Below are 23,112 nucleotides of genomic sequence, written 5' to 3'. Positions count from 1 at the left end.
CGATCGCCCTCAATAGCTCTTCGGCAGGCCCAGCGAATGCTGGGCGACGAAGTTGAGGACCATTTCCCGGCTGACCGGGGCCGTCTTGTGGAGGCGGGCGATGAACCAGAGATCGGCCAGCCCGTATTCGAGTGCGAGCCCGTTGCCGCCATGGGTCTGGATCGCCTGGTCGAGCGCTTCGAGCGAGGCGTCGGCGGCGGCGAACTTGGCCATGTTGGCGGCCTCGCCGGCTTCGCCCGACCCCTGGTCGTAGAGCTGCGCCGCCCGGGCCGTCATCAGCCGCGCCTGCTGGACCGCGACATAGGCCTTGGCAAGCGGATGGGCGACCCCCTGATGCGCGCCGATCGGCGTCTTCCAGACGCTGCGCTCGCCGGCGTAGGCCGCGCCCTTTTCCAGCGCATAGCGCGCAATGCCGTTGTTGATGGCGGCGGCACAGATGCGTTCGGGATTGAGACCGGCGAAGAGGTGCTTCAGTCCCTGGCCCTCGGTGCCGACGATGGCGTCGGCCGGCAGCTTCACGTCGTCGAAATAGAGCATGAACTGCGTTTCGGGGACGTGCAGCGCGGTCTCGATCGGCGTCTTCGAAATGCCTTTCGCATCCGGCGGGACGATGAAGATGGAGAGCTGGCCGCGGCCCTGCGCATCGAGCGTCTCGCCGCGCGCGACGACCATGATCGCGTCGACCTCGTCGACGGCCGACGTCCAGTATTTGGTGCCCTTCAGGCTCCAGCCATTGCCGTCGCGGCGGGCGATGGTGGAGACCTTGTGGGTGTTCGATCCGGCATCCGGCTCGGTGATGGCGAAGGCGAGGCGCAGCTTGCCGCTGGCGAGGCCGGGCAGCCAGAGCTTCTTGATCTCGTCGCTCGCATGCTGCTCGATGATGGGCGCGCAGATGGAGCCGATTACGAGGGACAGGATGGGGCAGCCCTGCGCCGCCGCTTCCTCGACGATGACGTTGTAATCGGCCAGGCCGCTGCCGGAACCGCCATATTCCTCGGAGATGTGGACGCCGAGGAAGCCGGCATCGGCCATCGCGTTCCACAGCGCCTCGGGCTTTTCCTTGCGCTTGACGATGTCCTGGAAGTAGCGCCGGCCATAGCCGCCGACGAGCCGGCCTACGCTGTCGCGCAGCATGGCGTGGTGGTCGGCGGTGTCGACGAGCGTGGTGTTGAAGAGGCTAGCCATGGCGTCGCAGCGCCCCGTTCTCGTGGGGCTTCGACCAGTCGAAGAACCCCTTGCCGGTCTTCGCGCCGAGATCGCCGCGCGCCACCATGTCTTCGAGTAGCTTCGGTGGCGCGTAGCGGGGGCCGAGCGTCGCGGAGAGCTGGCGGGCGATGTCGAGCCGCACGTCGAGGCCGACCATATCGGAGAGGCGCAGCGGGCCGATCGGGTGGCGGTAGGCGACGAGCATGGCGCGGTCGATGTCGTCGGCGGAGGCGACGTTGTCCTCCAACATGCGGATCGCTTCCAGCGCGGCGATCAGGTCGAGCCGGCTGGTGGCGAAGCCCGGCACGTCGCGGACGGTGATCGTGGTCTTGCCGGCGGCTTCGGCGAAGGCGCGCGCGGCGGCGAGGGTCGCCTCGCTCGTCTGTGCGCCGCGGATCAATTCGACGAGTTGCAGCGACCAGACCGGATTGAAGAAGTGCATGCCGAGGAAGCGCGACGGGTCGACGACGTTTTCGGCGAGGGCGTCGATGGAGAGCGCGCTGGTGTTGCTGGCGATGATTCCGGGACGCCGCGCGTCGATGGCGCGCAGCACGTCACGCTTGATTTCGATGCGTTCGGGCACGGTCTCGACGACGAGGTCGAGACCTTCGGGCAGGTCGGCAGCATTTCCGAGATGGCGGATCGCGTCGATGCGGGACTGTGCGTCTTCGGCGGAAGCCTTGCCGCGCTTGACTGCGCCCTCGGCGACTTCGGTCAGTGTGTGCCGGACGGCGGCGACGCGCGCCTTGGACGGCTCGACCAGCGTCACGTCGAAGCCGGCCATGGCGAAGACATAGACGATGCCGACGCCCATCGTGCCGCCGCCGACGACGGCGATGCGTTCAGATCGCATGGCTGCCTCCGTTGATATGGATGCCCTGGCCGGTGATGTGGCGGGCGTGGTCGGAGGCGAGGTAGATCATCAGGTCGGCGACTTCTTCGGGCTCGGCGTAGCGTCCGTCCGGGATCGACGCGGTGCGGCGGCGGCGCAGCTCTTCGGCGTCGTCGCCAGCCTGCGCGGCCTCGATCTCGTCGAGCATCGCGGTCGATACGGGTCCGGGGCAGACGGCGTTGACGCGCACGCCCTTGCGCGCGACTTCCAGCGCGGCGGTCTTGGTCAGGCCGAGGACGGCGTGCTTGCTGGCCGTGTAGGGGCCGAGATTGCGGGTGGCAACGTGGGAGCCGAGCGAGGCGGTGTTGACGACGGCGCCGCGTCCGTTCGCGGTCATGACCGGCAGGACATGCTTGAGGCCGAGGAAGACGCCGCCGACATTGATCGCCATGACGCGGTCGAAATCCTCCAGCGCATAGGCGGAAAGCGGCGCAATCGGTCCCTGCCAGCCGGCATTGTTCATGAAGATGTCGATCGTTCCCCAGCGCCGCGTCGCCTCGCCGACATAGGCGGCGACATCAGTCTCGCTGGTAACGTCCGCTCGTTGGAATACGACTTCGTGGCCGGCGGCGTGGCCCAGTTTCTCGGTTTCCCTGCCGGCGGCCTCCGACAGATCGACGGCGAGCACGCCGGCCCCTAGCGCGGCGAGGCCCAGCGCGACGGCGCGGCCGATGCCGCCGCCCGCGCCCGTCACCACCGCTGCCTTGCCGGCGAGGTCGATCCTCATGACGATGCCGCGCTCCGCTGGTCGTCGGCGGTCGCGCCGAGCGGTGCCTCGCGCAGGGCGAAGCCGGTATAGGCATTGGCCGCGCAGTCGTTGAGGATGCGGCGATAGCCGCGGATGCCGCCCGAATAGGGCATGAAGACGCGCGGCTTTCCGGCGATCTCGGCACCGTTGTAATAGGAGTTGGTGGACATGTAGAGCGTCTCGCGGGCGCGATCGTTGACGTGCTCGACCCAGGCGCGCTCGGCCTCCGGCTCCGCCTCGAATTCGACGATGTCGTTGGCGTCCATATAGGCGACGAGGTCGGCCAGCCAGTCGATCTGCTCCTCGATCGACACCATCACATTCGACAGGAGCGAGGGACTGCCGGGGCCGACGACGATCAGCATGTTGGGAAAGCCCGCCACGCCGACGCCGAGCTGGGTGACCGGGCCGTCCGCCCACTTTTCCTTCAGCGTCAGCCCGTCGCGTCCCTCGATGCGGGGCCTGAGGATCGAGCCGGTGAAGGCGTCGAAGCCGGTCGCGAAGATGACGATGTCGAATTCGTGCTCCTTGTCGGCCGTGCGGATGCCCTTCGGCGTGAACACGACGATCGGGAATTCGCGCACATCGGCGAGTTCGACATTGTCGCGGTTGAAGGCCTGGAAATAGCCGCTGTCGACCGACGGGCGACGCGCGGCGAAGGGATGGCCGCTCGGCACCAGCTTGTCGCGCAGCCTGGGATCGTCGATCACCGAGCCGATCTTCTTCTGAATGAACTCGGCCGCGGTGTCATTGGCCGGCTTCGACAGGAGAATGTCATAATAGGCGAGGGCGAAGCCGAAGCCGAGCCGGTGCCAGGCGGCCTCGTAGACGCGGTCGCGCTCGTCCGGCGACACATCGAGGGCGGATTGGCGGTTGGGCTTGAAGCCGAGACCGGTCGGCGAGTTGCGGCACTGTTCGCGCCGTGTGCGGTAGTCCGCCTTGACGCGGCGGTCCTCCTCGTCCGTCACCGGCGCGTTGGCGGCTGGCACGGAGTAGTTCGGTGTGCGCTGAAAGACGGTCAGATGCGCCGCCTTTTCGGCGATGACGGGCGTCATCTGCATGCCGGACGAGCCGGTGCCGATGATCGCGACGCGCTTGCCTTCGTAGGTGACCTCGTGCTTCGGCCAGATGCCGCTGTGGATGATCTCGCCTTTGAACGAGGACTGGCCGGGATAGTCGGGTGCTTTGGTCGTCGAAAGCTGGCCGACCGCCATGACGAAGTATTGCGACGACCATCGGCGTCCGTCGGAAGCGGTGATCGTCCAGCGCGCGGCGGCCTCGTCGTAGGCGGCGCTTTCCATCCGCGTCTTGAGGAAGATGTCGCGGCGCAGGTCGAACCGGTCGGCGACGTGATTGATGTAGAGGAGGATTTCCGGCTGCGTGGCGTAGCGCTCGCTCCAGCGCCATTCCTGCTCGAGCTCGGGCGAGAAGCTGTAGGAGTAGTCGTAGCTTTCGACGTCGCAGCGGGCGCCCGGATAGGCGTTGTGATACCAGACGCCGCCGATGTCGTCGGCGGCTTCGAGGACGACGACGCGCTTGCCCATGCCGCGCAGGCGCCACAAGGCGCGCAATCCCGCAAAGCCGGCGCCGATGATGATCGCGTCGATGGCTTCCACCACGATCCTCCCTGTGACGAGCGCCTTGGCTGGCGGGCTACTCGCTATCCTAATGAACAGAATGTCTTACTCATGAGTATATTGCAAGGGTGTTCGGTATTTCGCTTTCGGCTGTCCGAAACCGCCGTCAATCGTCGATGATCGCGACCGCCCGCGTCCAGCCGGCGGAGGCCTTTTCGATCTTCACGGGGAAGCAACTTACGGTGAAGCCAGTGGCGGGCAGTTCCTCCAGCCGGTGCAGCTTTTCGATGTGGCAGTAGCCGGTGTGGCGGCCGGCCTTGTGGCCTTCCCAGATGAGCGAGGCATCGCCCGTCGCCGCATATTTGCGGGCGGTGTGGACGAAGGGCGCGTCCCAACTCCAGCCTTCGGTTCCGGTGACGCGGAGGCCGCGGTCGAGAAGGTACATCGTCGCCTCGTAGCCCATGCCGCAGCCGCTCGCGACATAGTCGGCCTGGCCGAATTTCATGCCGGCGGACGTGTTGACGACGACGATCTCGAGCGGCTTCAATTCGTGACCGATGCGCTTCAGCTCCGCTTCGACATCGGCGGCCGTCGCGACATATCCGTCGGGGAAATGGCGGAAGTCGAGCTTCACGCCGGGCTGGAAGCACCAGTCGAGCGGCACTTCGTCGATGCGCCAGGCGGGCTCGCCTTGGTTCATCGTCGGGTGGTAGTGCCAGGGCGCGTCGAGATGGGTGCCGTTGTGGGTCGACAGAACGACGCGCTCCACCGCCCAGCCGGCGCCGTCCGGCAAATCCTCGGCTTTCAGACCGGGGAAGAAGGGCAGGAGCTGGCCGATGCTCTGCTTATGGTCGATATATTCGATCGAGGGGATTTGGATCGGCGGATCGGCCGGGATGTCGTTGGCGATCGGTACGGACAGGTCGATGATGCGGCGGGCCATGGGTTCTCCTCCGAAGGTTGCCCGCATAGGCGTACAAAGCGGAAGGCCGGTCGCGCAACTGGCCGGCGACGGGCCAGCAGCGAATGCGATCGGTCCAGGCCATGTGGGCGGTTTCCCCGGCGCGCATTTGCGCTTAGAGGGTGTGCAACCAACCCAAGCGAGGAGTTTTCAGGAATGGCATTGGATCAGGCGGCAATCGAGACGCTGAAGGGCGTTTCCACGGCGACGCTCACCACGGTTCTGTTGAAGAAGGGGCTGCGGAACGTGTGGATGCGCGGCACCAAGCCGCTGCGTCCCGGCCAGCCGCGCTCGGTCGGCCCGGCCTTCACCTTCCGCTTCGTGCCCGCGCGCGAGGACCTTGCGACGCCGGCAAGCTGGGGCTCGCCGATCTCGACCCGCGCCGCCATCGAGGCGATGCCGGAGGGCGCGATCGCCGTCATCGACGGCCAGGGCGTCATGGATGCCGGCGTGTTCGGCGACATCCTCGTCTCGCGCATGGCCAAGCGCGGCGTTGCCGCCATGGTGACGGACGGCGTGGTGCGCGACCTTGCCGGCGTGCTTGGCGCGAATTTTCCGGTGTGGTGCAACGGCGTTGCCGCCTCGCCCTCGGTCGCCGGGCTGACCTTCGTCAACTGGCAGGAGCCGATCGGCTGCGGCGGCGTCGCGGTGTTTCCCGACGACGTGATCGTGGTCGACGATGACGGCGCGGTCGTCATTCCCGCAGCGCTCCTCGACGAGGTTCTCGCCGAGGCCCCCGAGCAGGAGCGTTTGGAAGCCTGGATCATGGAAGAGGTGGATCGCGGCGTCGCGCTGCCGGGCCTCTATCCGATGAATGCGGAAACGAAGGCCCGCTACGAGGCCTTCAAGGCCGGCTCGTCGAAGTAAGGAGGATTGCCGGGCGCTGCCAATGCCGCGCCCGGCTTTCCGCTCAGCGCAGGGAGATGATCTCGGCCATCCAGGGCTCGGCGTCGCGGCGCGCGGCCATCGTCTGGTCGACCTCGTTGAAGAAGGCACCAACCGCCTCGTCCTGCGCGAGTTCGGGCAGGCCGAGGAGTTCGAGTTCGGCAAACATGGTCTGGGCCACGCGTCCGGCGTAGCGGTCCGCGACGCGGTCGCTGCTTGCGCGCTGCAAGGCTGTGGCAACGGCCTCGATGCGGCCCTGCCGGCGCTCCATCGGGAACAACCGGATCGCGGCGCTGGCCGCTTCATCTTCATTCAAACGCACGCTACCCATCCCCTCGGTCACGAAATGCAAGTCTGCCGGTGCGAATCGCCCGGCCTTGTCCGCATGATTGTCGCCGCGTGGTTGACGAGATGTTACTTTCGCCGAAAAGCGCGTGAACGCGGCGGGCTTGGCATCGGCTCCGCGGCGGGCGTAGGCTCGGCGCCGTCATCAACCGGGACTGCTTCATGGCGACCGACGCGATCGATCTGTCCATCTCCGGCGGGGCGAACGGGGCGGACGCGCATCTGATGCGCGGCGTCGCCGACCTGCAATGCTTCATCGGCGATCCGGTGGGGGCGGCGAACGCAGCAATCGAGGCCGATCCCGACACGGTGATGGCGCATGTGCTGAAGGGCTATCTCTACGGGCTTTCGACCGAGCCGACGGCCGGTCCCGTCGTCCGTGCTGCCCACGGGGCCGCCGTGGCGCTGCCGGCCAATCCTCGCGAGCGGGTGCATGTCGCAGCGCTCGGCCATCTCGCCGAAGGCCGCTGGCATGATGCAGGGCGCGTGCTTGCCGATTTGACCGGCGAGCATCCGCGCGATGCGCTGGCGCTGCAGGCGGGGCACCAGATCGACTTCTTCACCGGCAATGCGCCGATGCTGCGGGCGCGGATCGAGCGCGCGCTGCCCGCCTGGGATGAAAGCATGGCGGGCTACCACGCCATGCTCGGCATGCGCGCCTTCGGTCTTGAGGAAAATGCTGATTATGGCGCGGCCGAGCGGGCTGGTCGACGGGCGGTGGAGATGAACCCGCGCGATGGCTGGGCGCAGCATGCGGTGGCGCATGTCATGGAAATGCAGTGCCGGCAGCGCGAGGGCATCGCCTGGATGCGCGGCAATGCCGATCACTGGACGAAGGAGAGTTTTCTGCAGGTCCACAATTGGTGGCACCTCGCGCTCTACCATTTCGACCTCGGCGAGACGGACGAGGTGCTGGCGCTCTATGACGGGCCGATCTTCGGCGCGCGCTCGACGATCGCGCTCAACATGGTCGACGCGTCGGCGATCCTCTGGCGGCTGCATCTGGGCGGCGTCGATGTCGGCGATCGCTGGACGCCGCTCGCCGCGCAATGGGCGCCGCATGCCGGCGCGTCGGCCTACGCCTTCAACGACATGCACGCGATTATGGCCTTCGTTGCCGGCGGCCGCGAGGAGGAGGCGGCACGGCTTCTGGCGGCGCAGGACGAGGCGGTCGCGGGCGCGGGCGACAATGCCGGCTTCACCCGCGATGTCGGCCGGCCGATCGCCCGCGCGCTCCACGCATTCGGGCGCGGCGATTATGCGCAGACGGTGCGGCTGCTCAATGCCGTGCGGTCGCGGGCGCATTCCTTCGGCGGCAGCCACGCGCAGCGCGACGTGATCGACCTGACGCTGATCGAGGCGGCGATCCGCTCCGGCGACCGCGCGATGGCCGGACGGCTGACAGCGGAGCGCGCCGCCCAGCGCGAGGCGAGCCCGATGTCGGGCATCCTGCGGCAGCGGGCGGACGCCATCACCGCCGCCTGATCGCGATTTATTGCGAGTTCCGAAAAAATTCGACTCGGCGGCGGCGTGCAATCTGCTAAGAGTGCGTACGGGAGGAATTTGCCATGTATCTCGGGCTCGACCTCGGCACGTCCGGGCTGAAGGCTCTGCTGATGGACGCCGACCAGAAGGTTGTCGCGTCGGCATCTGCTGCGCTTTCCATCTCGCGGCCGTATGAGGGCTGGTCCGAGCAGGACCCGGCCGACTGGATCGCGGCGGCCGAGGAGGCAATCGGGACGCTGGCCCAGTCCCACCCGCAGGAAATGTCAGCCCTGCGTGGCATCGGCCTTTCCGGCCAGATGCATGGCGCGACGCTGGTCGATGGCGCCGGGATGGTGCTGCGTCCGTGCATTCTCTGGAACGACACGCGCAGCCACGCCGAGGCGGGCGGGCTCGACGCCGATCCGCGCTTCCGGCAGATCACCGGCAACATCGTCTTTCCCGGCTTCACCGCGCCCAAGCTCGCCTGGGTTCGAGCCAATGAGCCGGAGATCTTCGAGCGCGTCGCGAAGGTGCTCTTGCCGAAAGACTATCTGCGCCTCTGGCTCACCGGCGAGACGATGTCGGACATGTCGGATTCGGCCGGAACGGCCTGGCTTGACGTCGCCAATCGGCGATGGTCGCCGGAGCTTCTGGCAGTGACCGGACTTGGCGAAGAGCACATGCCGAGCCTCGTCGAGGGCACAGAGCCTGCGGGCCGGTTGCGCGGCGAGCTTGCGGCCAAATGGGGCATGACCGACCATGTCGTCGTCGCGGGCGGGGCGGGGGACAATGCGGCTTCGGCCTGCGGGCTCGGCGTCGCGAAAGGCGGCGAGGGTTTCGTTTCGCTCGGCACATCGGGCGTCGTCTTCGCCGCTACCGATAGCTACCTGCCGAACCCGGAAAGCGCGGTGCACACGTTTTGCCATGCGATCCCCGCGACCTGGCACCAGATGGGCGTCATCCTGTCGGCGACGGACGGGCTCAACTGGCTTGCCGGCGTCACCGGCGCGAAGCCGGCCGAGCTGACGGGCGAACTTGGCGCCGAACTGCGCGCGCCGTCGGGCGTCACCTTCGTGCCTTACCTTTCCGGCGAGCGCACGCCGCACAATGATGCCGCGATCCGCGGCGCCCTCATTGGCCTATCGCACCAGAGCGACCGCGCGAGCCTGACGCAGGCGGTGCTCGAAGGCGTTGCGTTTGCGCTGCGCGACAATCTTGAGGCGCTGCGCGCGGCAGGAACCGAGCTGTCATCCGTGATGGCAGTCGGCGGTGGCTCCCGCTCGCAGCTCTGGCTGAAGACCATCGCGACGGCGCTCGGCATCCCTGTCGAGGTTCCGGCCGACGGCGATTTCGGCGCTGCTTTCGGCGCCGCAAGGCTCGGCCTCATCGCGGCTGAAAACGCCGAGTCGTCCTCCATCCTGACGCGGCCCGGCATTGCCTCGATCATCGAACCCGACCGCGCGCTGGCCTCGGCCTATGGGGACGCCTATGCGCGTTTCCGCGCGCTTTATCCTGCACTCAAAGGAGTCTGACACCATGAGCACCGGTTTCTTCGGCGACACCAAGCCGATCAAGTTCGAAGGCCCAGAATCGACGTCGGAGCTGGCCTACCGTCACTACGATCCGAACGAGATCGTGCTCGGCAAGCGGATGGAGGACCATCTGCGTTTTGCCGTCGCCTACTGGCACTCTTTCGCCTGGCCGGGCGGTGACCCGTTCGGCGGCCAGACCTTCGAGCGGCCCTGGTTCGGCGACACGATGGAAGCGGCCAAGAAAAAGGCCGACGTCGCCTTCGAGATGTTCCAGCTTCTCGGCGCGCCCTTCTACTGCTTCCACGATGCCGACGTGCGGCCCGAGGGCGCGACGCTCAAGGAGAGCATTTCGCGGCTCGACGAGATCGCGGATGTGTTTGCCAAGAAGCAGGAAGAGACCGGCGTCAAGCTGCTCTGGGGCACCGCCAATCTCTTCTCGCATCGCCGCTACATGGCGGGCGCTGCAACCAATCCGGACCCGGACGTTTTCGCCTATGCAGCCGCGACCGTGAAGAGCTGCGTCGACGTCACCAAGCGTCTCGGTGGGCAGAACTACGTGTTGTGGGGCGGGCGCGAGGGCTACGAGACGCTGCTCAACACCGATATGAAGCGCGAGCGCGAGCAGGCGGGGCGATTCCTGTCGCTCGTCGTCGACTATGCGAAGAAGATCGGCTTCGACGGCACGATCCTGATCGAGCCCAAGCCGCAGGAGCCAACCAAGCACCAGTATGATTTCGACGTTGCGACCGTCTATGGCTTCCTCAAGGATTTCGGGCTGGAGAAGGAGGTCAAGGTCAATATCGAGCAGGGCCACGCCATCCTCGCCGGCCATTCCTTCGAGCACGAACTGGCGCTCGCAAGCGCGATCGGGATCTTCGGTTCGATCGACATGAACCGCAACGACTACCAGTCCGGCTGGGACACCGACCAGTTCCCCAACAATGTGTCGGAAATGGCGCTCGCCTATCTGGAGGTGCTGAAAGCCGGCGGCTTCACCACCGGCGGCACCAATTTCGACGCCAAGCTGCGCCGCCAGTCGCTCGATCCAATCGACCTGCTCGCTGCCCATGTCGGCGGCATGGATTGCTGCGCGCGCGGGCTGAAGGCTGCAGCGAAGATTATCGAGGACAAGGCGCTCTCCGCGCCGCTCGAGGAGCGCTACGCCGGCTGGTCCGAGCCGAATGCGAAGAAGATGCTCGACGGATCGTATTCGCTGGAAGAGATTTCGACCTGGGCCCTCGATGCCGGCATCGACCCGCAGCCGGTCTCGGGCCGGCAGGAGCGGCTGGAGAACATCGTTAACCGCTACGTCTAGCGGCGCGGAAGCAAGGCGCGTTTACTTCTGGGGCGGCGCGGGGAAGAAAAGTCTCTCCCCCGCCCCATTTTGGACGCGCCCTTGTCTTCGCTCTGTCATCGATCCCGGCTATTTCTTCGCGCAATCGACGAAAGGAGGAATCGATGCTTCACCTACACAATGCCGCCCGCCCGGACCGTGCGCTCTGCAATGGTTCCGCCGACATGGTATCGATCGTCGACCGGCTCCTGGCCGTTGCGGAACTGCCCGAAACCGACAACGAGATCGACCGCGCCATCGCGCAGCACCGACAGTTGACGCTCGCCCGCACGATCAAGGGCCTGATCGAGCGCGACGAAGGCACCTGCGAAGCGGCCTGACCGCTACTGCACCACGAAAAAATCCTCGATCGAACTGGCGGCCGTCTTCAGGAGCGGGAGGAATTCCCGCTCCATTTCCGACAGCGGCATCCGCGCCGATTGCGTCGAGACGTTGATCGCCGCGACGATGGCGCCAGTGCGGTCGCGGATCGGGACCGCGATGGAGCGCAGGCCGATCTCCAGTTCCTGGTCGACGATGGCGTAGCCATCCGTGCGCGCCTTGGCAACGAGGCGGGCGAGTTCGGCCGGGTCGGTCACCGTCCGTTCGGTTTTGGCGGCGATCTGCGCGCGGGCAAGGAATGCGTCGAGGTCGGTGGCCGATAAACCTGACAGGATCACCCGGCCCATCGACGTGCAGAAGGCCGGCAGGCGCGTGCCGACATGGAGCGCGACGCCGACAATGCGCGCGCCGGCGATGCGCGCCACATAGACCACGTCCTCGTCCGCCAGAACCGCCGCCGAGCAGCTCTCGTTCAGTGCCTGCGAGACCTCGCGCATGAAGGGCTCCGCATAGGTCCAAAGCGAGGCGCCGGATAGCCATGTGCGGCCGAGCGTGATGAGGCGCGGCGACAGGCGGAAGATGCGCCCGTCCTGCCTTGCATAGCCGGCCGCGACGAGGGTCAGCAGGAAGCGCCGTGCGCCGGCGCGGGTCAAGGAGGCGCGGTCGGCGACCTCGCTCATCGTCAGGCCGGCCGGATGCGCCGCCAGGATTTCCATGACGCCCAGCCCGCGCTCCAAGGACCCGACGAAGTCGGAGCGGCTTGCCTGCTCTTCGATTGACACGTTACCCTCAGTCATCTAGAGCATGTATCGCATATGGAACATATGTTCGCAATGCGAACTTTTGTTGAAGTCGAACTGCGGTCGGCGTTCTGCCTTCCGTCCAAATTTCCGGGAGCGAGATGAACAAGATCACCCCCAGCATCGAGGATGCGATCGCCGGTATCGAGGACGGCATGTCCGTCATGATCGGCGGCTTTGGCGGCTCGGGTGCACCGATCGAACTGATCGAAGCGCTCGTCGAACGCTACAAGGCGACCGGCTCGCCCGGCCGGCTGACCGTCATCAACAACAATGCCGGCAATGGCGCGGTTGGCATCGCCGCGATGATCTATGCCGGCATGGTCGCCAAGATGGTCTGTTCGTTCCCGCGCTCAACGGATGCGCGCGCCTTCACCGAGCGCTACCACGCCGGCGAAATCGAGCTGGAACTCGTGCCGCAGGGCACGCTCGCCGAGCGCATCCGCGCGGGCGGCGCCGGCATTCCGGCCTTCTATACGCCGACGAGCTTCGGAACGGACATCGCCAAGGGCAAGCCGGTCGCCGAGTTCGATGGCCGCTCTTACGTGCAGGAGCGCTGGTTGAAGGCGGATGTCGCGATCATCAAGGCGGAGCTTGCCGACCGGAAAGGCAATCTCACCTACAACAAGGCGGCCCGCAATTTCGCGCCGCTGATGGCGATGGCGGCGGCGACGACGATCGTTCAGGCGCGGCAGGTGGTCGAGCCCGGCGCGATCGATCCCGAGCATGTCGTCACGCCTGGCATCTTCGTCGACATGGTCGTCGAGATCGCCGATGCGAAGCAGGAAGAGGCATTGTTGCGCGAAGGGGCGCTCGTGAAGGAAGGGGCGGGCGCATGACCGCGAAACTCACCAACGCCCAGATCGCCTGGCGCGCGGCGCAGGACATCCAGGACGGGGCCTATGTCAATCTGGGCATCGGTTTTCCCGAGATGGTGGCGAAGTTCAAGCCCAAGGGCCGCGAGGTCATCTACCACACCGAGAACGGCGTGCTCGATTTCGGCGAAGCGCCGCCCGCCGGTCAGGAAGACTGGGACCTGATCAATGCCGGCAAGAAGGCTGTGACGCTCAATCCGGGCGCTTCGTTCTTCCACCACGCCGACAGCTTCGCCATGGTGCGCGGCGGGCATCTCGACGTCGCGATCCTCGGCGCCTACGAAGTTGCCGAAAACGGCGATCTCGCCAACTGGTCGACGGGTCCGAAATCGGTGCCGGCGGTCGGCGGCGCGATGGACCTCGTGCACGGGGCCAAGCGCGTCTGCGTCATCACCGACCACGTCACCAAGGACGGCAAGCCGAAGCTCGTCGAGCGCTGCTCGCTGCCGCTGACCGGCGTCGGCTGCGTGACGACGGTCTATACCAGCCTTGCCGTCGTCGAAATCATCGACAAGCGTTTCGTCCTGCGCGAAAAGCTGCCGTCCATCAGCATGGAAGATTTGCAGGCCGTGACCGGAGCGAAGCTCGTGGTCGAGGGTGCCTGCAAGGATTTGATCGTACCGGAGGTTTGAACATGGCTGACGCCTATATCTGCGACTTTGTCCGCACGCCCATCGGCCGCTTTGGCGGTTCACTTTCCTCCGTGCGAGCCGACGATCTCGGTGCCGTGCCGCTGAAGGCGCTGATGGAGCGCAATCCCGGCGTCGACTGGGCCGCCATCGACGACGTCGTCTATGGCTGCGCCAACCAGGCCGGCGAGGACAACCGCAACGTCGCGCGCATGTCGCTGCTTCTGGCCGGCCTGCCGGAAGCCGTTCCGGGCGCGACCGTCAACCGGCTCTGCGGCTCGGGCATGAACGCCGTCATTAATGCCGCCCACGCCATCAAGGCGGGCGAGGCGGAGATCATGATCGCCGGCGGCGTCGAGAGCATGTCGCGCGCGCCTTTCGTCATGCCGAAGGCCGACACGGCCTTTTCGCGCAATGCGGAAATCTACGACACGACGATCGGCTGGCGTTTCGTCAATCCGCTGATGAAGAAGCAGTATGGCGTCGATTCCATGCCGGAGACGGCGGAGAACGTCGCCGAGCAGTTCCAGATCAGCCGCGCCGACCAGGACGCGTTTGCCGCGCGCAGCCAGGAGAAGGCCGTCGCCGCGCAGGAGAATGGCCGCCTCGCCAAGGAAATCGTCGCGGTGACGATCCCGCAGCGCAAGGCCGACCCGATCGTCGTGGACAAAGACGAGCACCCGCGCGCCGGCACGACGGCCGAGAAGCTCGGCAAGCTGCCGACGCCGTTCAAAAAGGAGGGCGGCACGGTCACCGCCGGCAACGCTTCGGGCGTCAATGACGGCGCGGCGGCGCTGATCATCGCGTCGGAAGCTGCGGTCAAGAAATATGGCCTGACACCGATCGCGCGCGTTCTCGGCGGCGCCGTCGCAGGCCTCGCGCCGCGCATCATGGGCTTCGGCCCGGCGCTTTCGACGCGCAAGCTCGTCGACCGGCTCGGCATGAAGGTTTCGGATTTCGACGTGATCGAGCTCAACGAAGCCTTCGCGTCGCAGGGCTTGGCCACGCTGCGCGATCTCGGCATCGCAGACGACGCGGACCATGTGAACCCCAATGGCGGCGCCATCGCGCTCGGCCATCCGCTTGGCATGTCGGGTGCGCGCATTACCGGCACGGCGGCGCTGGAGCTCAAGGAACGCGGCGCGCGCTATGGGCTGGCGACGATGTGCATCGGCGTTGGCCAGGGCATTTCGATCGCGATCGAGCGGGTATAGTCGACGCGCTTGGGAGGGGCGTCAGCGCCCCTTCCACACCGGGTCGCGTTTTTCGGCGAACGCTTTGAAGCCTTCGAGGCCGTCTTCCGAATCGTAAAGCCGGTCGACCGTCCCGAACTGGCGCTTGGTGATGCGGTTCATGGCTGCCTGGAAGCTTTGACCTTCCGCCTCGCGCGCGACTTCCTTGATGGCGGCGAAGACCAGTGGCGGCCCTGCGGCAAGCAATCTTGCCACGTCCCAGACGCGCTCTTCGAGCTGATCAGCGGGGTGTACCTCGTTGACGAGGCCCCAGCGATGGGCTTCGAGCACATCCATCCATCGGCCGGTCAACAGCATGTCCATCGCGACGTGATAGGGAATGCGGCGCGGGAGCTTGATCGTCGCGGCATCGGCCAGCGTGCCGGCCTTGATCTCGGGCAGGGCGAAGCTCGACGTTTCGGACGCGTAGATCAGGTCGCAGGAGAGCGCCAGTTCAAAGCCACCACCGACCGCCATGCCGTGGACGCAGGCGATGACCGGCTTGTTCATGTCGCGCAGTTCCTGCAGCCCGCCAAAGCCGCCGACGCCGTAATTGCCATCGACCGCATCGCCGCCGGCTGCCGCCTTCAGATCCCAGCCTGCCGAGAAGAACTTGTCGCCTGCGGTCCGGACGATCGCGACGCGCAGTTCGGGATCGTCGCGGAAGGATTTGAAGGTCTGGCCGAGCAGCCGCGACGTTTCGAGATCGATGGCGTTGGCCTTCGGCCGATCGAGCGTGATTTCGAGGATCGCGCCTTCGCGGCGGGTTTTGACGATGTCGGCGTTCATGCGGTTTTCTCCAAGGCTTCGAAATCGCCGACCAGCAGCGCATCGGCGATGAACGCGCCGCGCTCGCAGACGATCAGCGGGTTGATGTCGAGTTCGACGACCCGGCCCTCATTCTCGACGACGAAATCGCAAATGGCGAGGATCGTGTCGATCGCGGCGGCGATGTCGGCTTTCGGGCGGCCGCGATATCCGTCGAGGAGTGGGAAGAGTTTTAGCGAGCGCAGCGCCGTTTCGATCTCGTCGCGGGTTGCGGGGAGGAGCAGCGTCGTGGTGTCCGCCAGAAGCTCAACGAGGAGGCCGCCGTAGCCGATCGTCAGCAGCGCGCCGAAGACGGGATCTGGCGAGACGCCGACGATGAGTTCGGCGATCGGGTTTTCGATCATGCGTTCGACGTAGAGGCCGGTGCCGAGGGGCAAGAGTGCGGATGCAGCGGCTTCGATTTCGGCGGGCGTGCGTAGGTTGAGGCGGACTGCCCCGTGCTCGGATTTGTGCGCGAGGCCGAGCGCCTTAAGTGCGACGGGCAGGCCGAGAGCTTCGGCGGCGGTGACGGCTTCTTGCGCGAAGGATACGCGGCGGCCTGGGGGGACGGGCAGGCCGTGGGCTGCGAGGAGGGATTTGGCGGTGGCTTCGTCTAGCGGGCGCCGTTCCTCTCCCCCTTTGAGGGGGAGAGGTGCCGAGCCAAGCGAGGCGGAGTGGGGGTTATGCGCCAACGCCTCCCCCCCACTCCGTCCCGGCTTCGCCGGGCCACCTCTCTCCCCTTTGGGGGTAGAGGAAAGATTGCGCCAGGCTTGTCCCACAAACGCCGCCGCTTCCGCCGCCGCGATCGCTTCTTCTATGCCGTGCAGCGGCACGATTCCGCGCGCGAAGAGATCGTCGGCGTGTTCTTCCGGCAAGTTCTCCGCCATCGAGGCCACGATCGCGCCGCGTGCGTCGTTGGCCTTTAACGCGGCCTCGAACGCACGCACGGTCGGCCACCAGTCGGCGTCGGAGCAGCGGTCGGTGCGGGGGAAGTCGAGGACCAACATGTTGAGGTCGAACCCGCCCGAAACCATTGCCGTGAAGGTCGCGGTCATGGCCGGTCCGTCGTTCCAGATGAAGGTATGGTAGTCGAGCGGATTGGCGACGGCGACGAGGGGGCCGAGGGTGGCCTTCACCCGGTTGCGATGCATCTCGCCGAGCGGCGGGAAGTTCACCGCGCGCCCGTCGGCCGCATCCGCCATCACCGACGCCTCGCCGCCTGAGCAACTCATCGAGGAGAGCCGGTTGCCGGGCAGCGGCCCGACGCCGTGGAGAAGCTTCAGCGTTTCGAGGAAGGCCGGGATCGAGTGGACGCGGGCGATGCCGAGGCGTTTGAGGAAAGCGTCCGAGCCGGCGTCGGAACCCGCAAGCGAGGCCGTGTGCGAGATCGTCGCCGCGCGCGCCTGCTCCGAGCGGCCGACCTTCATCGCGACGATCGGCTTCTTCAGCGCGCGCGCGCGGGCGGCGAGGCGTTCGAAGCCGGGGATGGAATCGAAGCCTTCGATGTGGAGCCCGAGCACGGACACGCGCTCGTCCTCGATCAGGCCGAGCGCCATCTCCGACAGACCGGTCTGCGCCTGGTTGCCCGCCGTCATCAGGAACGCGATGGGAAGGCCACGCTTCTGCATGGTGAGGTTGCAGGCGATGTTGGAAGACTGCGTGATGATCGCCGCGCCGCGCGTGCCGGGCGCTAGGCGCCGGCCGCCATGCTGGTCGGGCCACAAAAGCGCGCCGTCGGCATAGTTGATCAGCCCATAGCAGTTCGGCCCGATGACGGGCATGTCGCCGGCGGCCTCAATGAGTTCGTGCTGGAGGCGGGGGCCGTCCGGGTCGTCGGCCTCGAGGAAACCGGCAGCGAAGGAGATCGCGCCGCCGGCGTTGCGGGCGGCAAGCTCGCGCAGGATGTCGATCGTGGCGAAGCGGTTGACGCCGATGAAGGCTGCGTCGGGTGGAACTGGCAGGTCGGCGATGGAGCGGAAGGCAGGGATGCCTTCGATGTCTGGTTTCGTTGGGTGGATGGGCCAGATGTGGCCGGTGAAGCCCATCTTGAGAGACTGTTTGACGACGTTGGTCGCGAAGGCGCCGCCGCCGACGATAGCGATGGAATGGGGGTGGAGGAGGCGGTGGAGGCGGGTCATGAGGGGGAAGGAGCCTTGCGAGGGGACCCCCACCCTGTATCCCTCCCGACAAGGGGGAGGGAGGGCATCCACGTTGCGCCATGGCTACACAACACAGCACTGAATGAGTGCATGCGGCGTCGAAGTCTCCCTCCCCCTTGTGGGGAGGGATAAAGGGTGGGGGTCTGACGCGCGTAACCGCCCAACATCAACCGCCCACCGCCCGCAGCAACGCCCGCGAGATGATATGCCGCTGGATTTCGCTCGTGCCTTCCCAGATGCGCTCGACCCGCGCGTCGCGCCAGATGCGTTCCAGCGGCAGTTCGTCCATCAGGCCCATGCCGCCATGGATCTGGATCGCTTCGTCGGCGACGAAGGCGAGCATTTCGCTGGCCTTCAGCTTGGCCATCGCCATGTCCATGTCGGTGACCGTGCCGGCGTCGTATTTCCAGCCGGCTTCCATCAGCATCAGGTCGGCGGCCTTCAGTTCGGTCGCCATGTCGGCGAGCTTGAACGAGACGCCCTGGAACTTGCCGATTTTCTGGCCGAACTGCTCGCGACTGGCGGCCCAGTCGACGGCGTGGCCGAGCGCGCGTTCGGCGCGGCCGATGCAGGTGGCGGCGACCTGGAGGCGGGTCGCGCCGAGCCAGGAATTGGCGACCTCGAAGCCTTTGTGGACCTCGCCGAGAACCTGGCTTGCAGGTAGGCGGCAATCGTCGAATTCGAGGACGGAATTGGTGTAGCCGCGGTGCGAGACATTGCGGTAGCCGTCGCGCACGGTGAAGCCCGGCGTGCCCTTGTCGACGAAGAAGGCGGTGATGAGCCTTTTGCGCCCGCGCGGGGTTTCTTCCTCGCCGCTCGCCATGAAGACGATGGCGAAATCGGCGATATCGGCATGGGAGATGAAGTGCTTGGTGCCGTTGAGCACCCAGTCGCCGCCATCCTGCTTGGCGCTCGCCTTCATGCCGCGCAGGTCGGAGCCTGCGCCGGGCTCGGTCATGGCGAGGCAGTCCCATTTCTCGCCGCGGATGCAGGGAAAAAGGTAGCGCTCCTTTTGCTCGTCGGTGCCGGCGAGGAGGATGTTGGACGGGCGGGCGACGCAGGTCCAGTGCAGCGCGTAATTGGCGCGGCCGAGCTCCTTTTCGTAGAGCAGCCAGGTCAGCGTATCGAGCCCGGCGCCGCCGACGTCTTCTGGCATGTTGGCGGCGTAGAGGCCGGCCGCGATAGCCTTGGCCTGCAGCTCTTTGACGAGGTCCATGCGCAGATGGCCGGTGCGCTCGATCTCCGCCTCGTGCGGGTAAAGTTCGTTCTCGACGAAGGCGCGGGTGGTGTCGACGATGAGGCGCTGTTCTTCGGTGAGGGAGAAGTTCATGGCCGGAACTCCGCCGTCAACCCGGCAGTTCGACCCCCACTCCGGCCCTTTGGGCCACCTCTCCCCCGTTCGACGGGGGAGAGCAAGCCAGGCTGGAGAAGCGCATGCGTTGCGGCAGCGCCGATCCTCTCCCCCGTCGATCGGGGGAGAGGTGGCCCGCGCAGCGGGTCGGAGTGGGGGTCGACCGCTTCGCTCATCTGGATTGCACCTTGATCACCTTCCTCGGCTTGTCCGCCTTCGCCTTGGCGGCCGTCTTCGAAACCGGCTTCGCTTTGCCGAGCCGATCGACATAGGCTTTGTGCAACTGCCCCGCGCCCCACCCCTTGCCCTTGTTCTCCTTCGAGAGCGCTTCCATGATCGCGACCAGATTGTCGTCGCGGATCTTTTCCAGTTCGCGGATCGTCCATTTGTCCGACTGCGCGTCCGACTGGCTGGCGATGAGGTCGACGAGTTCGTCGTTGAACTCGGGCACGTCCATCAACTTGGTCCACGGCCATGAGAGGCAGGGGCCGAACTGGGCCATGAAGTGGCGCATGCCGGCCTCGCCGCCGGCGATGCGGTAGACCTGGAACATGCCCATCTGCGCCCAACGCAGGCCGAAGCCGTAGCGCATGATGTCGTCGAGTTCCTCGACCGTGCAGATGCCGTCCTTGATCAGCCACAGCGCCTCGCGCCACATGGCTTCGAGCAGCCGGTCGCCGACGAAGGCTTCGATTTCCTTGCGGATGACGACCGGCTTCATGCCGATCTGCGCGTAACATTCGCGCGCGAGTTCGACGGCCTCGGGCCATGTCTGCTCGCCGCCGACGATCTCGACGACAGGCAGGAGGTAGACCGGGTTGAACGGGTGCGCGACGACGAGGCGCTCGGGATGGTGCTTCATCGCCACGGCCATGTCGGTCGGCTTGATGCCGGAAGTGGACGAGCCGACGAGCGCGGAGGAAGGCGCGTGGGCGTCGATTTCGGCCAGCACCTTGTGCTTCAGGTCGAGCCGCTCGGGCACGCTTTCCTGGATGAAGTCGGCATCGGCGACAGCCTCGGCGATGCTCGTCGCGTAGGTGATCGCGCCTTCTTTCGGGCGGCCCGACGTCGCCAGGCGCTTGTAGGCGCGGCGGGCGCCGGCCATGACTTCGTCGACCTTGCGTTTGGCCTCGGGGTCGGGATCGAAGATGGCGACGTCGATGCCGTTCAAGACAAGGCGCGCGACCCAGCCCGCCCCGATGACGCCGCCGCCGATGCAGGCTGCCTTTGTGATGGTCATTTGGTTTGCTCCACTTGGCGGAGGTCGCGCTCTACGTTGCTCCCCTCTGTCCTGCCGGACATCTCCCCCGCGAGGGGGGAGATTAGTCTCGTCACCGACACCGTGTGATCTCCCCCCATGCGGGGGAGATGTCCGGCAGGACAGAGGGGGGCGCGAAGGATCGCGACGTTTTCATTCTTCATATCGTTCACGCCACCGGCGCCCGCTTTGTCAGGTTCAGTTTCCTGCGCACCTCGTCCGGCCCGATCACCCGCGCGCCCATATTTTCCACGATCGTCACCGCGCGCTCCACCAGTTGCGCGTTGGTGGCGAGTTCGCCCTTGCCCAGCCAGAGATTGTCTTCCAGCCCGACGCGGACATTGCCGCCGGCGAGGACGGCGGCGGCGGCGTAGGCCATCTGGTTGCGGCCGAGCGCGAAGGCGGACCAGGTCCAGTCTTTCGGCACGTTGTTGACCATCGCCAGATAAGTGTTCAGGTCGTCCGGCGCGCCCCAGGGCACGCCCATGCAAAGCTGCACCAGCGCGTCGGGCGCGAGGACGCCTTCCTTCACCAGTTCCTTGGCGAACCAGAGATGGCCGGTGTCGAAGGCCTCGACCTCGGGCTTGACGCCCATCTTCGTCATCATGCCGCCCATGGCGCGGAGCATTCCTGGCGTGTTGGTCATCACGTAGTCGGCTTCGGCGAAATTCATCGTGCCGCAGTCGAGCGTGCAGATTTCGGGCAGGCACTGGCGCACATGCTCGACGCGTTCAGCGGCGCCGGCCATGTCGGTGCCCTGTTCCTTCAGCGGCAGTGGCTTTTCCGTCGAGCCGAACACCATGTCGCCACCCATGCCGGCGGTGAGGTTCAGGACCACGTCGACTTCGGCGTCGCGAATGCGCTCGGTCACCTCGCGGTAGAGCGCGATGTCGCGCCGCGGGGCGCCGGTCTCGGGATCGCGGACATGGCAGTGGACGATCGCGGCACCGGCTTTGGCCGCCTCGATCGCCGAATCCGCGATCTGTTTCGGCGAGCGCGGCACGTGGGGCGAGCGGTCCTGCGTGCTTCCCGAGCCGGTAACGGCACAGGTGATGAAGACCTCGTGGTTCATTTCGAGCGGCATGGGCATCCTCCAAGTTGTTGCCAGCTTCGCGTCCCTTGCGTCAGCATGTTTTGCGATTTACGCATGATAATTGATGAAAAGCGAAAAACAGTCGATCTTTCGGCCCGACGGAACCCCGCTGGCGGTGACTTTTCTCGTGCTGCCGGGCTGCTCGCTGATGTGTGTCGCGTGCGCCATCGATCCCTTGCGCGCCGCGAACCGCATCTGCGGGCGGCAGGTATTCGACTGGCGCGTGGTCTCGCTCGACGGTGCGGCGCCGCAGACGACCAGTGGATTGCCGGTCGCGGTGTCGGGCGCGTTCGAGGCGGGTCGCGCGGGCGATTTTATCATCGCGATCGGCGGCTTCGGTTCGCGCGGCGCGCTCTCCGGCCCCGAGCTTGCGGCGTTCAAACGGGCGGCGGGTGCTGCGCGTGCGGTCGGGGGCATCGAGGCGGGAACGTGGGTTCTCGGCCATGCGGGGCTCCTCGACGGCCGCGCGGCGACGACGCATTGGGAGGATCTCGAGGACTTCGCCGCCGCCTTCCCGGAAGCCAATGTCCGGCCCGACCGATACGTGATCGACGGGCCGGTCGTCACGGCGGGCGGCGCGTCGCCGGGGTTCGACCTGATGCTCCATCTGATCCGATCGCGCCTCGGCATGAGCGTCGCGCTCGATGTGGCGAGCGTCTTCATCTATGACCAGGCGCGGGCGGCGAGCGACGCGCAGCCGCTGGTCTCGCTCGGCCGGCTCGATGGCCACGATCCGCGGCTCGCGCAGGCAGTGCGGATCATGGAGGCGCATGTCGACCGGCCGCTTACCGTTGCTGCCATCGCGCGACGGTCCAAGCTGTCGGTGCGGACGATGGAACTCGTCTTCCGCCGCGCGATCGGCGAAAGCCCCGGCGCCTATTATCTGCGGCTGAGGCTCAATGCGGCGCGGCGCCTCGTCCTCGACACACGCGAGCCGATGGCGGACATCGCCGCGCGAACCGGCTTTTCGAGTTCCGCCGCTTTCTCGCGTGCTTTCGGGCGGGCGTTCGGCAAGACGCCGAGCGCGATGCGGCGGGGGTGAGAAAATGAAAAATAACCCCTCTGCCTGACCGCCGGGCGGGTGCAGACTGCCTGCGGTCGCTACAGGAGTTTGTCCCATGCACGGAAATGCCATCGCCAAGGTTCTGGAACGCAAGCCGCCGAAGATCGTCCGCCAGTTGCCGGCGGGAGTCGCGCATTGGGCGCCGCCGGGCGGTTCGATGGTCGTCTCGTCGGCCGGGGAGGTCTACGAGCTCATGCAGCTCGTGCCGCATGGCCAAGTCATCACGCTCGACACGATCCGCGATGCGCTGTCCATCCGGCACGGAACTAGCATCGCCTGCCCGGTCTCGACCGCGATCTTCATCAATCTGGCCGCGCAGGCCGCCGAGGACTGGCGCGCCATGGGCCGTAACGATGCGATCGCATGGTGGCGCACGCTCAAATCCGGCGGTCATTTGAACGACCGCTATCCCGGTGGGATGGACCGCCACGAGGCGGAGTTGGAAGGCGAGGGGCACCGGCTTCAGCGCAAAAACAAGTGCGCGTGGATCGAAGACCTCGACAGGAAGGAATTCGACCTGTTGGCCGCGATGGCGTGAC

The 23,112-nt window shown here is 66.4% G+C and carries 22 protein-coding genes; 10 read left to right on the top strand and 12 right to left on the bottom strand.

What is annotated here, in order from left to right; translation table 11 throughout:
* Nucleotides 1-9: 9 nt before the first annotated feature.
* The 5 genes from ACT6QU_RS17275 to ACT6QU_RS17255 all read right to left on the bottom strand — a co-directional run bounded on the left by ACT6QU_RS17275 (nucleotide 10) and on the right by ACT6QU_RS17255 (nucleotide 5,366).
* Complete coding sequence (locus tag ACT6QU_RS17275; RefSeq protein ID WP_444565481.1) at nucleotides 10-1,185, bottom strand: acyl-CoA dehydrogenase family protein; 1,176 nt, start codon at nucleotides 1,183-1,185, stop codon at nucleotides 10-12.
* A complete protein-coding gene (locus ACT6QU_RS17270) occupies nucleotides 1,178-2,059 on the bottom strand; it encodes a 3-hydroxyacyl-CoA dehydrogenase family protein (RefSeq protein ID WP_444565482.1) in 882 nt (293 codons plus the stop codon). Before ACT6QU_RS17270 ends, ACT6QU_RS17275 begins: the two co-directional genes overlap by 8 nt.
* Nucleotides 2,049-2,825 carry an SDR family NAD(P)-dependent oxidoreductase gene (locus tag ACT6QU_RS17265; protein WP_444565483.1) on the bottom strand — a complete coding sequence of 259 codons (777 nt, stop codon included), beginning with the start codon at nucleotides 2,823-2,825 and terminating at the stop codon, nucleotides 2,049-2,051. Before ACT6QU_RS17265 ends, ACT6QU_RS17270 begins: the two co-directional genes overlap by 11 nt.
* Nucleotides 2,822-4,462, bottom strand: a complete 1,641-nt coding sequence (locus ACT6QU_RS17260; protein ID WP_444565484.1) for a flavin-containing monooxygenase — start codon at nucleotides 4,460-4,462, stop codon at nucleotides 2,822-2,824. Before ACT6QU_RS17260 ends, ACT6QU_RS17265 begins: the two co-directional genes overlap by 4 nt.
* A 127-nt stretch (nucleotides 4,463-4,589) precedes the next feature.
* The gene (locus ACT6QU_RS17255) at nucleotides 4,590-5,366 is read right to left on the bottom strand and encodes a cyclase family protein (protein ID WP_444565485.1); all 777 of its coding nucleotides are present in this window, start codon (nucleotides 5,364-5,366) and stop codon (nucleotides 4,590-4,592) included.
* Between the two features lie 174 nt (nucleotides 5,367-5,540).
* On the opposite strand from ACT6QU_RS17255, the gene ACT6QU_RS17250 reads away from it, so the two are divergent.
* The gene (locus tag ACT6QU_RS17250; protein WP_444565486.1) at nucleotides 5,541-6,251 is read left to right on the top strand and encodes a ribonuclease activity regulator RraA; all 711 of its coding nucleotides are present in this window, start codon (nucleotides 5,541-5,543) and stop codon (nucleotides 6,249-6,251) included.
* Nucleotides 6,252-6,294: 43 nt separating this feature from the next.
* Here the strand turns inward: ACT6QU_RS17250 and ACT6QU_RS17245 are convergent, their stop codons facing one another.
* Nucleotides 6,295-6,591, bottom strand: a complete 297-nt coding sequence (locus ACT6QU_RS17245) for a DUF6074 family protein (protein ID WP_444565487.1) — start codon at nucleotides 6,589-6,591, stop codon at nucleotides 6,295-6,297.
* Nucleotides 6,592-6,776: 185 nt separating this feature from the next.
* Between ACT6QU_RS17245 and ACT6QU_RS17240 the strand changes: the two genes are divergently transcribed.
* From ACT6QU_RS17240 to ACT6QU_RS17225, 4 genes are all read left to right on the top strand, one after another.
* Complete coding sequence (locus ACT6QU_RS17240; RefSeq protein WP_444565488.1) at nucleotides 6,777-8,099, top strand: tetratricopeptide repeat protein; 1,323 nt, start codon at nucleotides 6,777-6,779, stop codon at nucleotides 8,097-8,099.
* Nucleotides 8,100-8,182: 83 nt separating this feature from the next.
* Nucleotides 8,183-9,631 carry a xylulokinase gene (xylB, locus tag ACT6QU_RS17235; protein WP_444565489.1) on the top strand — a complete coding sequence of 483 codons (1,449 nt, stop codon included), beginning with the start codon at nucleotides 8,183-8,185 and terminating at the stop codon, nucleotides 9,629-9,631.
* 4 nt (nucleotides 9,632-9,635) lie between these two features.
* The gene (xylA, locus tag ACT6QU_RS17230) at nucleotides 9,636-10,946 is read left to right on the top strand and encodes a xylose isomerase (RefSeq protein ID WP_444565490.1); all 1,311 of its coding nucleotides are present in this window, start codon (nucleotides 9,636-9,638) and stop codon (nucleotides 10,944-10,946) included.
* A 143-nt stretch (nucleotides 10,947-11,089) separates the two neighbouring features.
* The gene (locus tag ACT6QU_RS17225) at nucleotides 11,090-11,305 is read left to right on the top strand and encodes a hypothetical protein (protein WP_444565491.1); all 216 of its coding nucleotides are present in this window, start codon (nucleotides 11,090-11,092) and stop codon (nucleotides 11,303-11,305) included.
* Nucleotides 11,306-11,308: 3 nt separating this feature from the next.
* Here the strand turns inward: ACT6QU_RS17225 and ACT6QU_RS17220 are convergent, their stop codons facing one another.
* Nucleotides 11,309-12,082, bottom strand: coding sequence for an IclR family transcriptional regulator domain-containing protein (locus ACT6QU_RS17220; protein WP_444565511.1), 774 nt, complete (start codon nucleotides 12,080-12,082; stop codon nucleotides 11,309-11,311).
* Between the two features lie 125 nt (nucleotides 12,083-12,207).
* Here ACT6QU_RS17220 and ACT6QU_RS17215 point away from each other — a divergent pair, with 125 nt between their 5' ends.
* Genes ACT6QU_RS17215 through pcaF form a run of 3 tightly spaced genes read left to right on the top strand, consistent with a single transcriptional unit; the run spans nucleotide 12,208 to nucleotide 14,824 of the window.
* A complete protein-coding gene (locus ACT6QU_RS17215; RefSeq protein WP_444565492.1) occupies nucleotides 12,208-12,945 on the top strand; it encodes a 3-oxoacid CoA-transferase subunit A in 738 nt (245 codons plus the stop codon).
* The gene (locus ACT6QU_RS17210; RefSeq protein ID WP_444565493.1) at nucleotides 12,942-13,613 is read left to right on the top strand and encodes a 3-oxoacid CoA-transferase subunit B; all 672 of its coding nucleotides are present in this window, start codon (nucleotides 12,942-12,944) and stop codon (nucleotides 13,611-13,613) included. The genes ACT6QU_RS17215 and ACT6QU_RS17210 overlap by 4 nt, the downstream gene beginning before the upstream one ends.
* Before the next feature lie 2 nt (nucleotides 13,614-13,615).
* The gene (gene pcaF / locus ACT6QU_RS17205; protein WP_444565494.1) at nucleotides 13,616-14,824 is read left to right on the top strand and encodes a 3-oxoadipyl-CoA thiolase; all 1,209 of its coding nucleotides are present in this window, start codon (nucleotides 13,616-13,618) and stop codon (nucleotides 14,822-14,824) included.
* Between the two features lie 21 nt (nucleotides 14,825-14,845).
* Here pcaF and ACT6QU_RS17200 read toward each other — a convergent pair whose 3' ends face one another.
* The 5 genes from ACT6QU_RS17200 to ACT6QU_RS17180 form a co-directional block, all read right to left on the bottom strand.
* On the bottom strand, nucleotides 14,846-15,631 hold the full coding sequence (locus ACT6QU_RS17200) for a carnitinyl-CoA dehydratase (protein WP_444565495.1): 786 nt from the start codon (nucleotides 15,629-15,631) through the stop codon (nucleotides 14,846-14,848).
* On the bottom strand, nucleotides 15,628-17,787 hold the full coding sequence (locus ACT6QU_RS17195; RefSeq protein ID WP_444565496.1) for an acetate--CoA ligase family protein: 2,160 nt from the start codon (nucleotides 17,785-17,787) through the stop codon (nucleotides 15,628-15,630). Before ACT6QU_RS17195 ends, ACT6QU_RS17200 begins: the two co-directional genes overlap by 4 nt.
* Nucleotides 17,788-17,974: 187 nt before the next feature.
* The gene (locus ACT6QU_RS17190) at nucleotides 17,975-19,138 is read right to left on the bottom strand and encodes an acyl-CoA dehydrogenase family protein (RefSeq protein ID WP_444565497.1); all 1,164 of its coding nucleotides are present in this window, start codon (nucleotides 19,136-19,138) and stop codon (nucleotides 17,975-17,977) included.
* A gap of 193 nt (nucleotides 19,139-19,331) precedes the next feature.
* A complete protein-coding gene (locus ACT6QU_RS17185; RefSeq protein ID WP_444565498.1) occupies nucleotides 19,332-20,399 on the bottom strand; it encodes a 3-hydroxyacyl-CoA dehydrogenase NAD-binding domain-containing protein in 1,068 nt (355 codons plus the stop codon).
* Between the two features lie 187 nt (nucleotides 20,400-20,586).
* Entirely contained in the window at nucleotides 20,587-21,501 is a 915-nt protein-coding gene (locus tag ACT6QU_RS17180; RefSeq protein ID WP_444565499.1) for a 3-keto-5-aminohexanoate cleavage protein, read from the bottom strand.
* A gap of 70 nt (nucleotides 21,502-21,571) precedes the next feature.
* Between ACT6QU_RS17180 and ACT6QU_RS17175 the strand changes: the two genes are divergently transcribed.
* Nucleotides 21,572-22,552 carry a GlxA family transcriptional regulator gene (locus tag ACT6QU_RS17175; protein ID WP_444565500.1) on the top strand — a complete coding sequence of 327 codons (981 nt, stop codon included), beginning with the start codon at nucleotides 21,572-21,574 and terminating at the stop codon, nucleotides 22,550-22,552.
* A 76-nt stretch (nucleotides 22,553-22,628) separates the two neighbouring features.
* Entirely contained in the window at nucleotides 22,629-23,111 is a 483-nt protein-coding gene (locus ACT6QU_RS17170) for a hypothetical protein (RefSeq protein WP_444565501.1), read from the top strand.
* The last annotated feature ends 1 nt before the right edge of the window (nucleotide 23,112 follow it).

The sequence above is a fragment of the Aliihoeflea sp. genome (genome assembly GCF_052435475.1).
In the GTDB taxonomy this organism is placed as follows: domain Bacteria; phylum Pseudomonadota; class Alphaproteobacteria; order Rhizobiales; family Rhizobiaceae; genus Aliihoeflea.
Note: the sequence above shows the minus strand (reverse complement) of the source record. Positions and strands in the feature narration are given on the sequence as shown.

Bases quoted from the DNA above. Each gene is read 5' to 3' on its own strand.
- ACT6QU_RS17195 (WP_444565496.1), bottom strand. From the start codon at position 17,787: ATGACCCGCCTCCACCGCCTCCTCCACCCCCATTCCATCGCTATCGTC.
- ACT6QU_RS17180 (WP_444565499.1), bottom strand. From the start codon at position 21,501: ATGCCGCTCGAAATGAACCACGAGGTCTTCATCACCTGTGCCGTTACC.
- ACT6QU_RS17240 (WP_444565488.1), top strand. From the start codon at position 6,777: ATGGCGACCGACGCGATCGATCTGTCCATCTCCGGCGGGGCGAACGGG.
- ACT6QU_RS17170 (WP_444565501.1), top strand. From the start codon at position 22,629: ATGCACGGAAATGCCATCGCCAAGGTTCTGGAACGCAAGCCGCCGAAG.
- xylA (WP_444565490.1), top strand. From the start codon at position 9,636: ATGAGCACCGGTTTCTTCGGCGACACCAAGCCGATCAAGTTCGAAGGC.
- pcaF (WP_444565494.1), top strand. From the start codon at position 13,616: ATGGCTGACGCCTATATCTGCGACTTTGTCCGCACGCCCATCGGCCGC.
- ACT6QU_RS17275 (WP_444565481.1), bottom strand. From the start codon at position 1,185: ATGGCTAGCCTCTTCAACACCACGCTCGTCGACACCGCCGACCACCAC.
- xylB (WP_444565489.1), top strand. From the start codon at position 8,183: ATGTATCTCGGGCTCGACCTCGGCACGTCCGGGCTGAAGGCTCTGCTG.
- ACT6QU_RS17190 (WP_444565497.1), bottom strand. From the start codon at position 19,138: ATGAACTTCTCCCTCACCGAAGAACAGCGCCTCATCGTCGACACCACC.
- ACT6QU_RS17265 (WP_444565483.1), bottom strand. From the start codon at position 2,825: ATGAGGATCGACCTCGCCGGCAAGGCAGCGGTGGTGACGGGCGCGGGC.
- ACT6QU_RS17255 (WP_444565485.1), bottom strand. From the start codon at position 5,366: ATGGCCCGCCGCATCATCGACCTGTCCGTACCGATCGCCAACGACATC.
- ACT6QU_RS17210 (WP_444565493.1), top strand. From the start codon at position 12,942: ATGACCGCGAAACTCACCAACGCCCAGATCGCCTGGCGCGCGGCGCAG.
- ACT6QU_RS17215 (WP_444565492.1), top strand. From the start codon at position 12,208: ATGAACAAGATCACCCCCAGCATCGAGGATGCGATCGCCGGTATCGAG.
- ACT6QU_RS17270 (WP_444565482.1), bottom strand. From the start codon at position 2,059: ATGCGATCTGAACGCATCGCCGTCGTCGGCGGCGGCACGATGGGCGTC.
- ACT6QU_RS17250 (WP_444565486.1), top strand. From the start codon at position 5,541: ATGGCATTGGATCAGGCGGCAATCGAGACGCTGAAGGGCGTTTCCACG.
- ACT6QU_RS17200 (WP_444565495.1), bottom strand. From the start codon at position 15,631: ATGAACGCCGACATCGTCAAAACCCGCCGCGAAGGCGCGATCCTCGAA.
- ACT6QU_RS17185 (WP_444565498.1), bottom strand. From the start codon at position 20,399: ATGACCATCACAAAGGCAGCCTGCATCGGCGGCGGCGTCATCGGGGCG.
- ACT6QU_RS17225 (WP_444565491.1), top strand. From the start codon at position 11,090: ATGCTTCACCTACACAATGCCGCCCGCCCGGACCGTGCGCTCTGCAAT.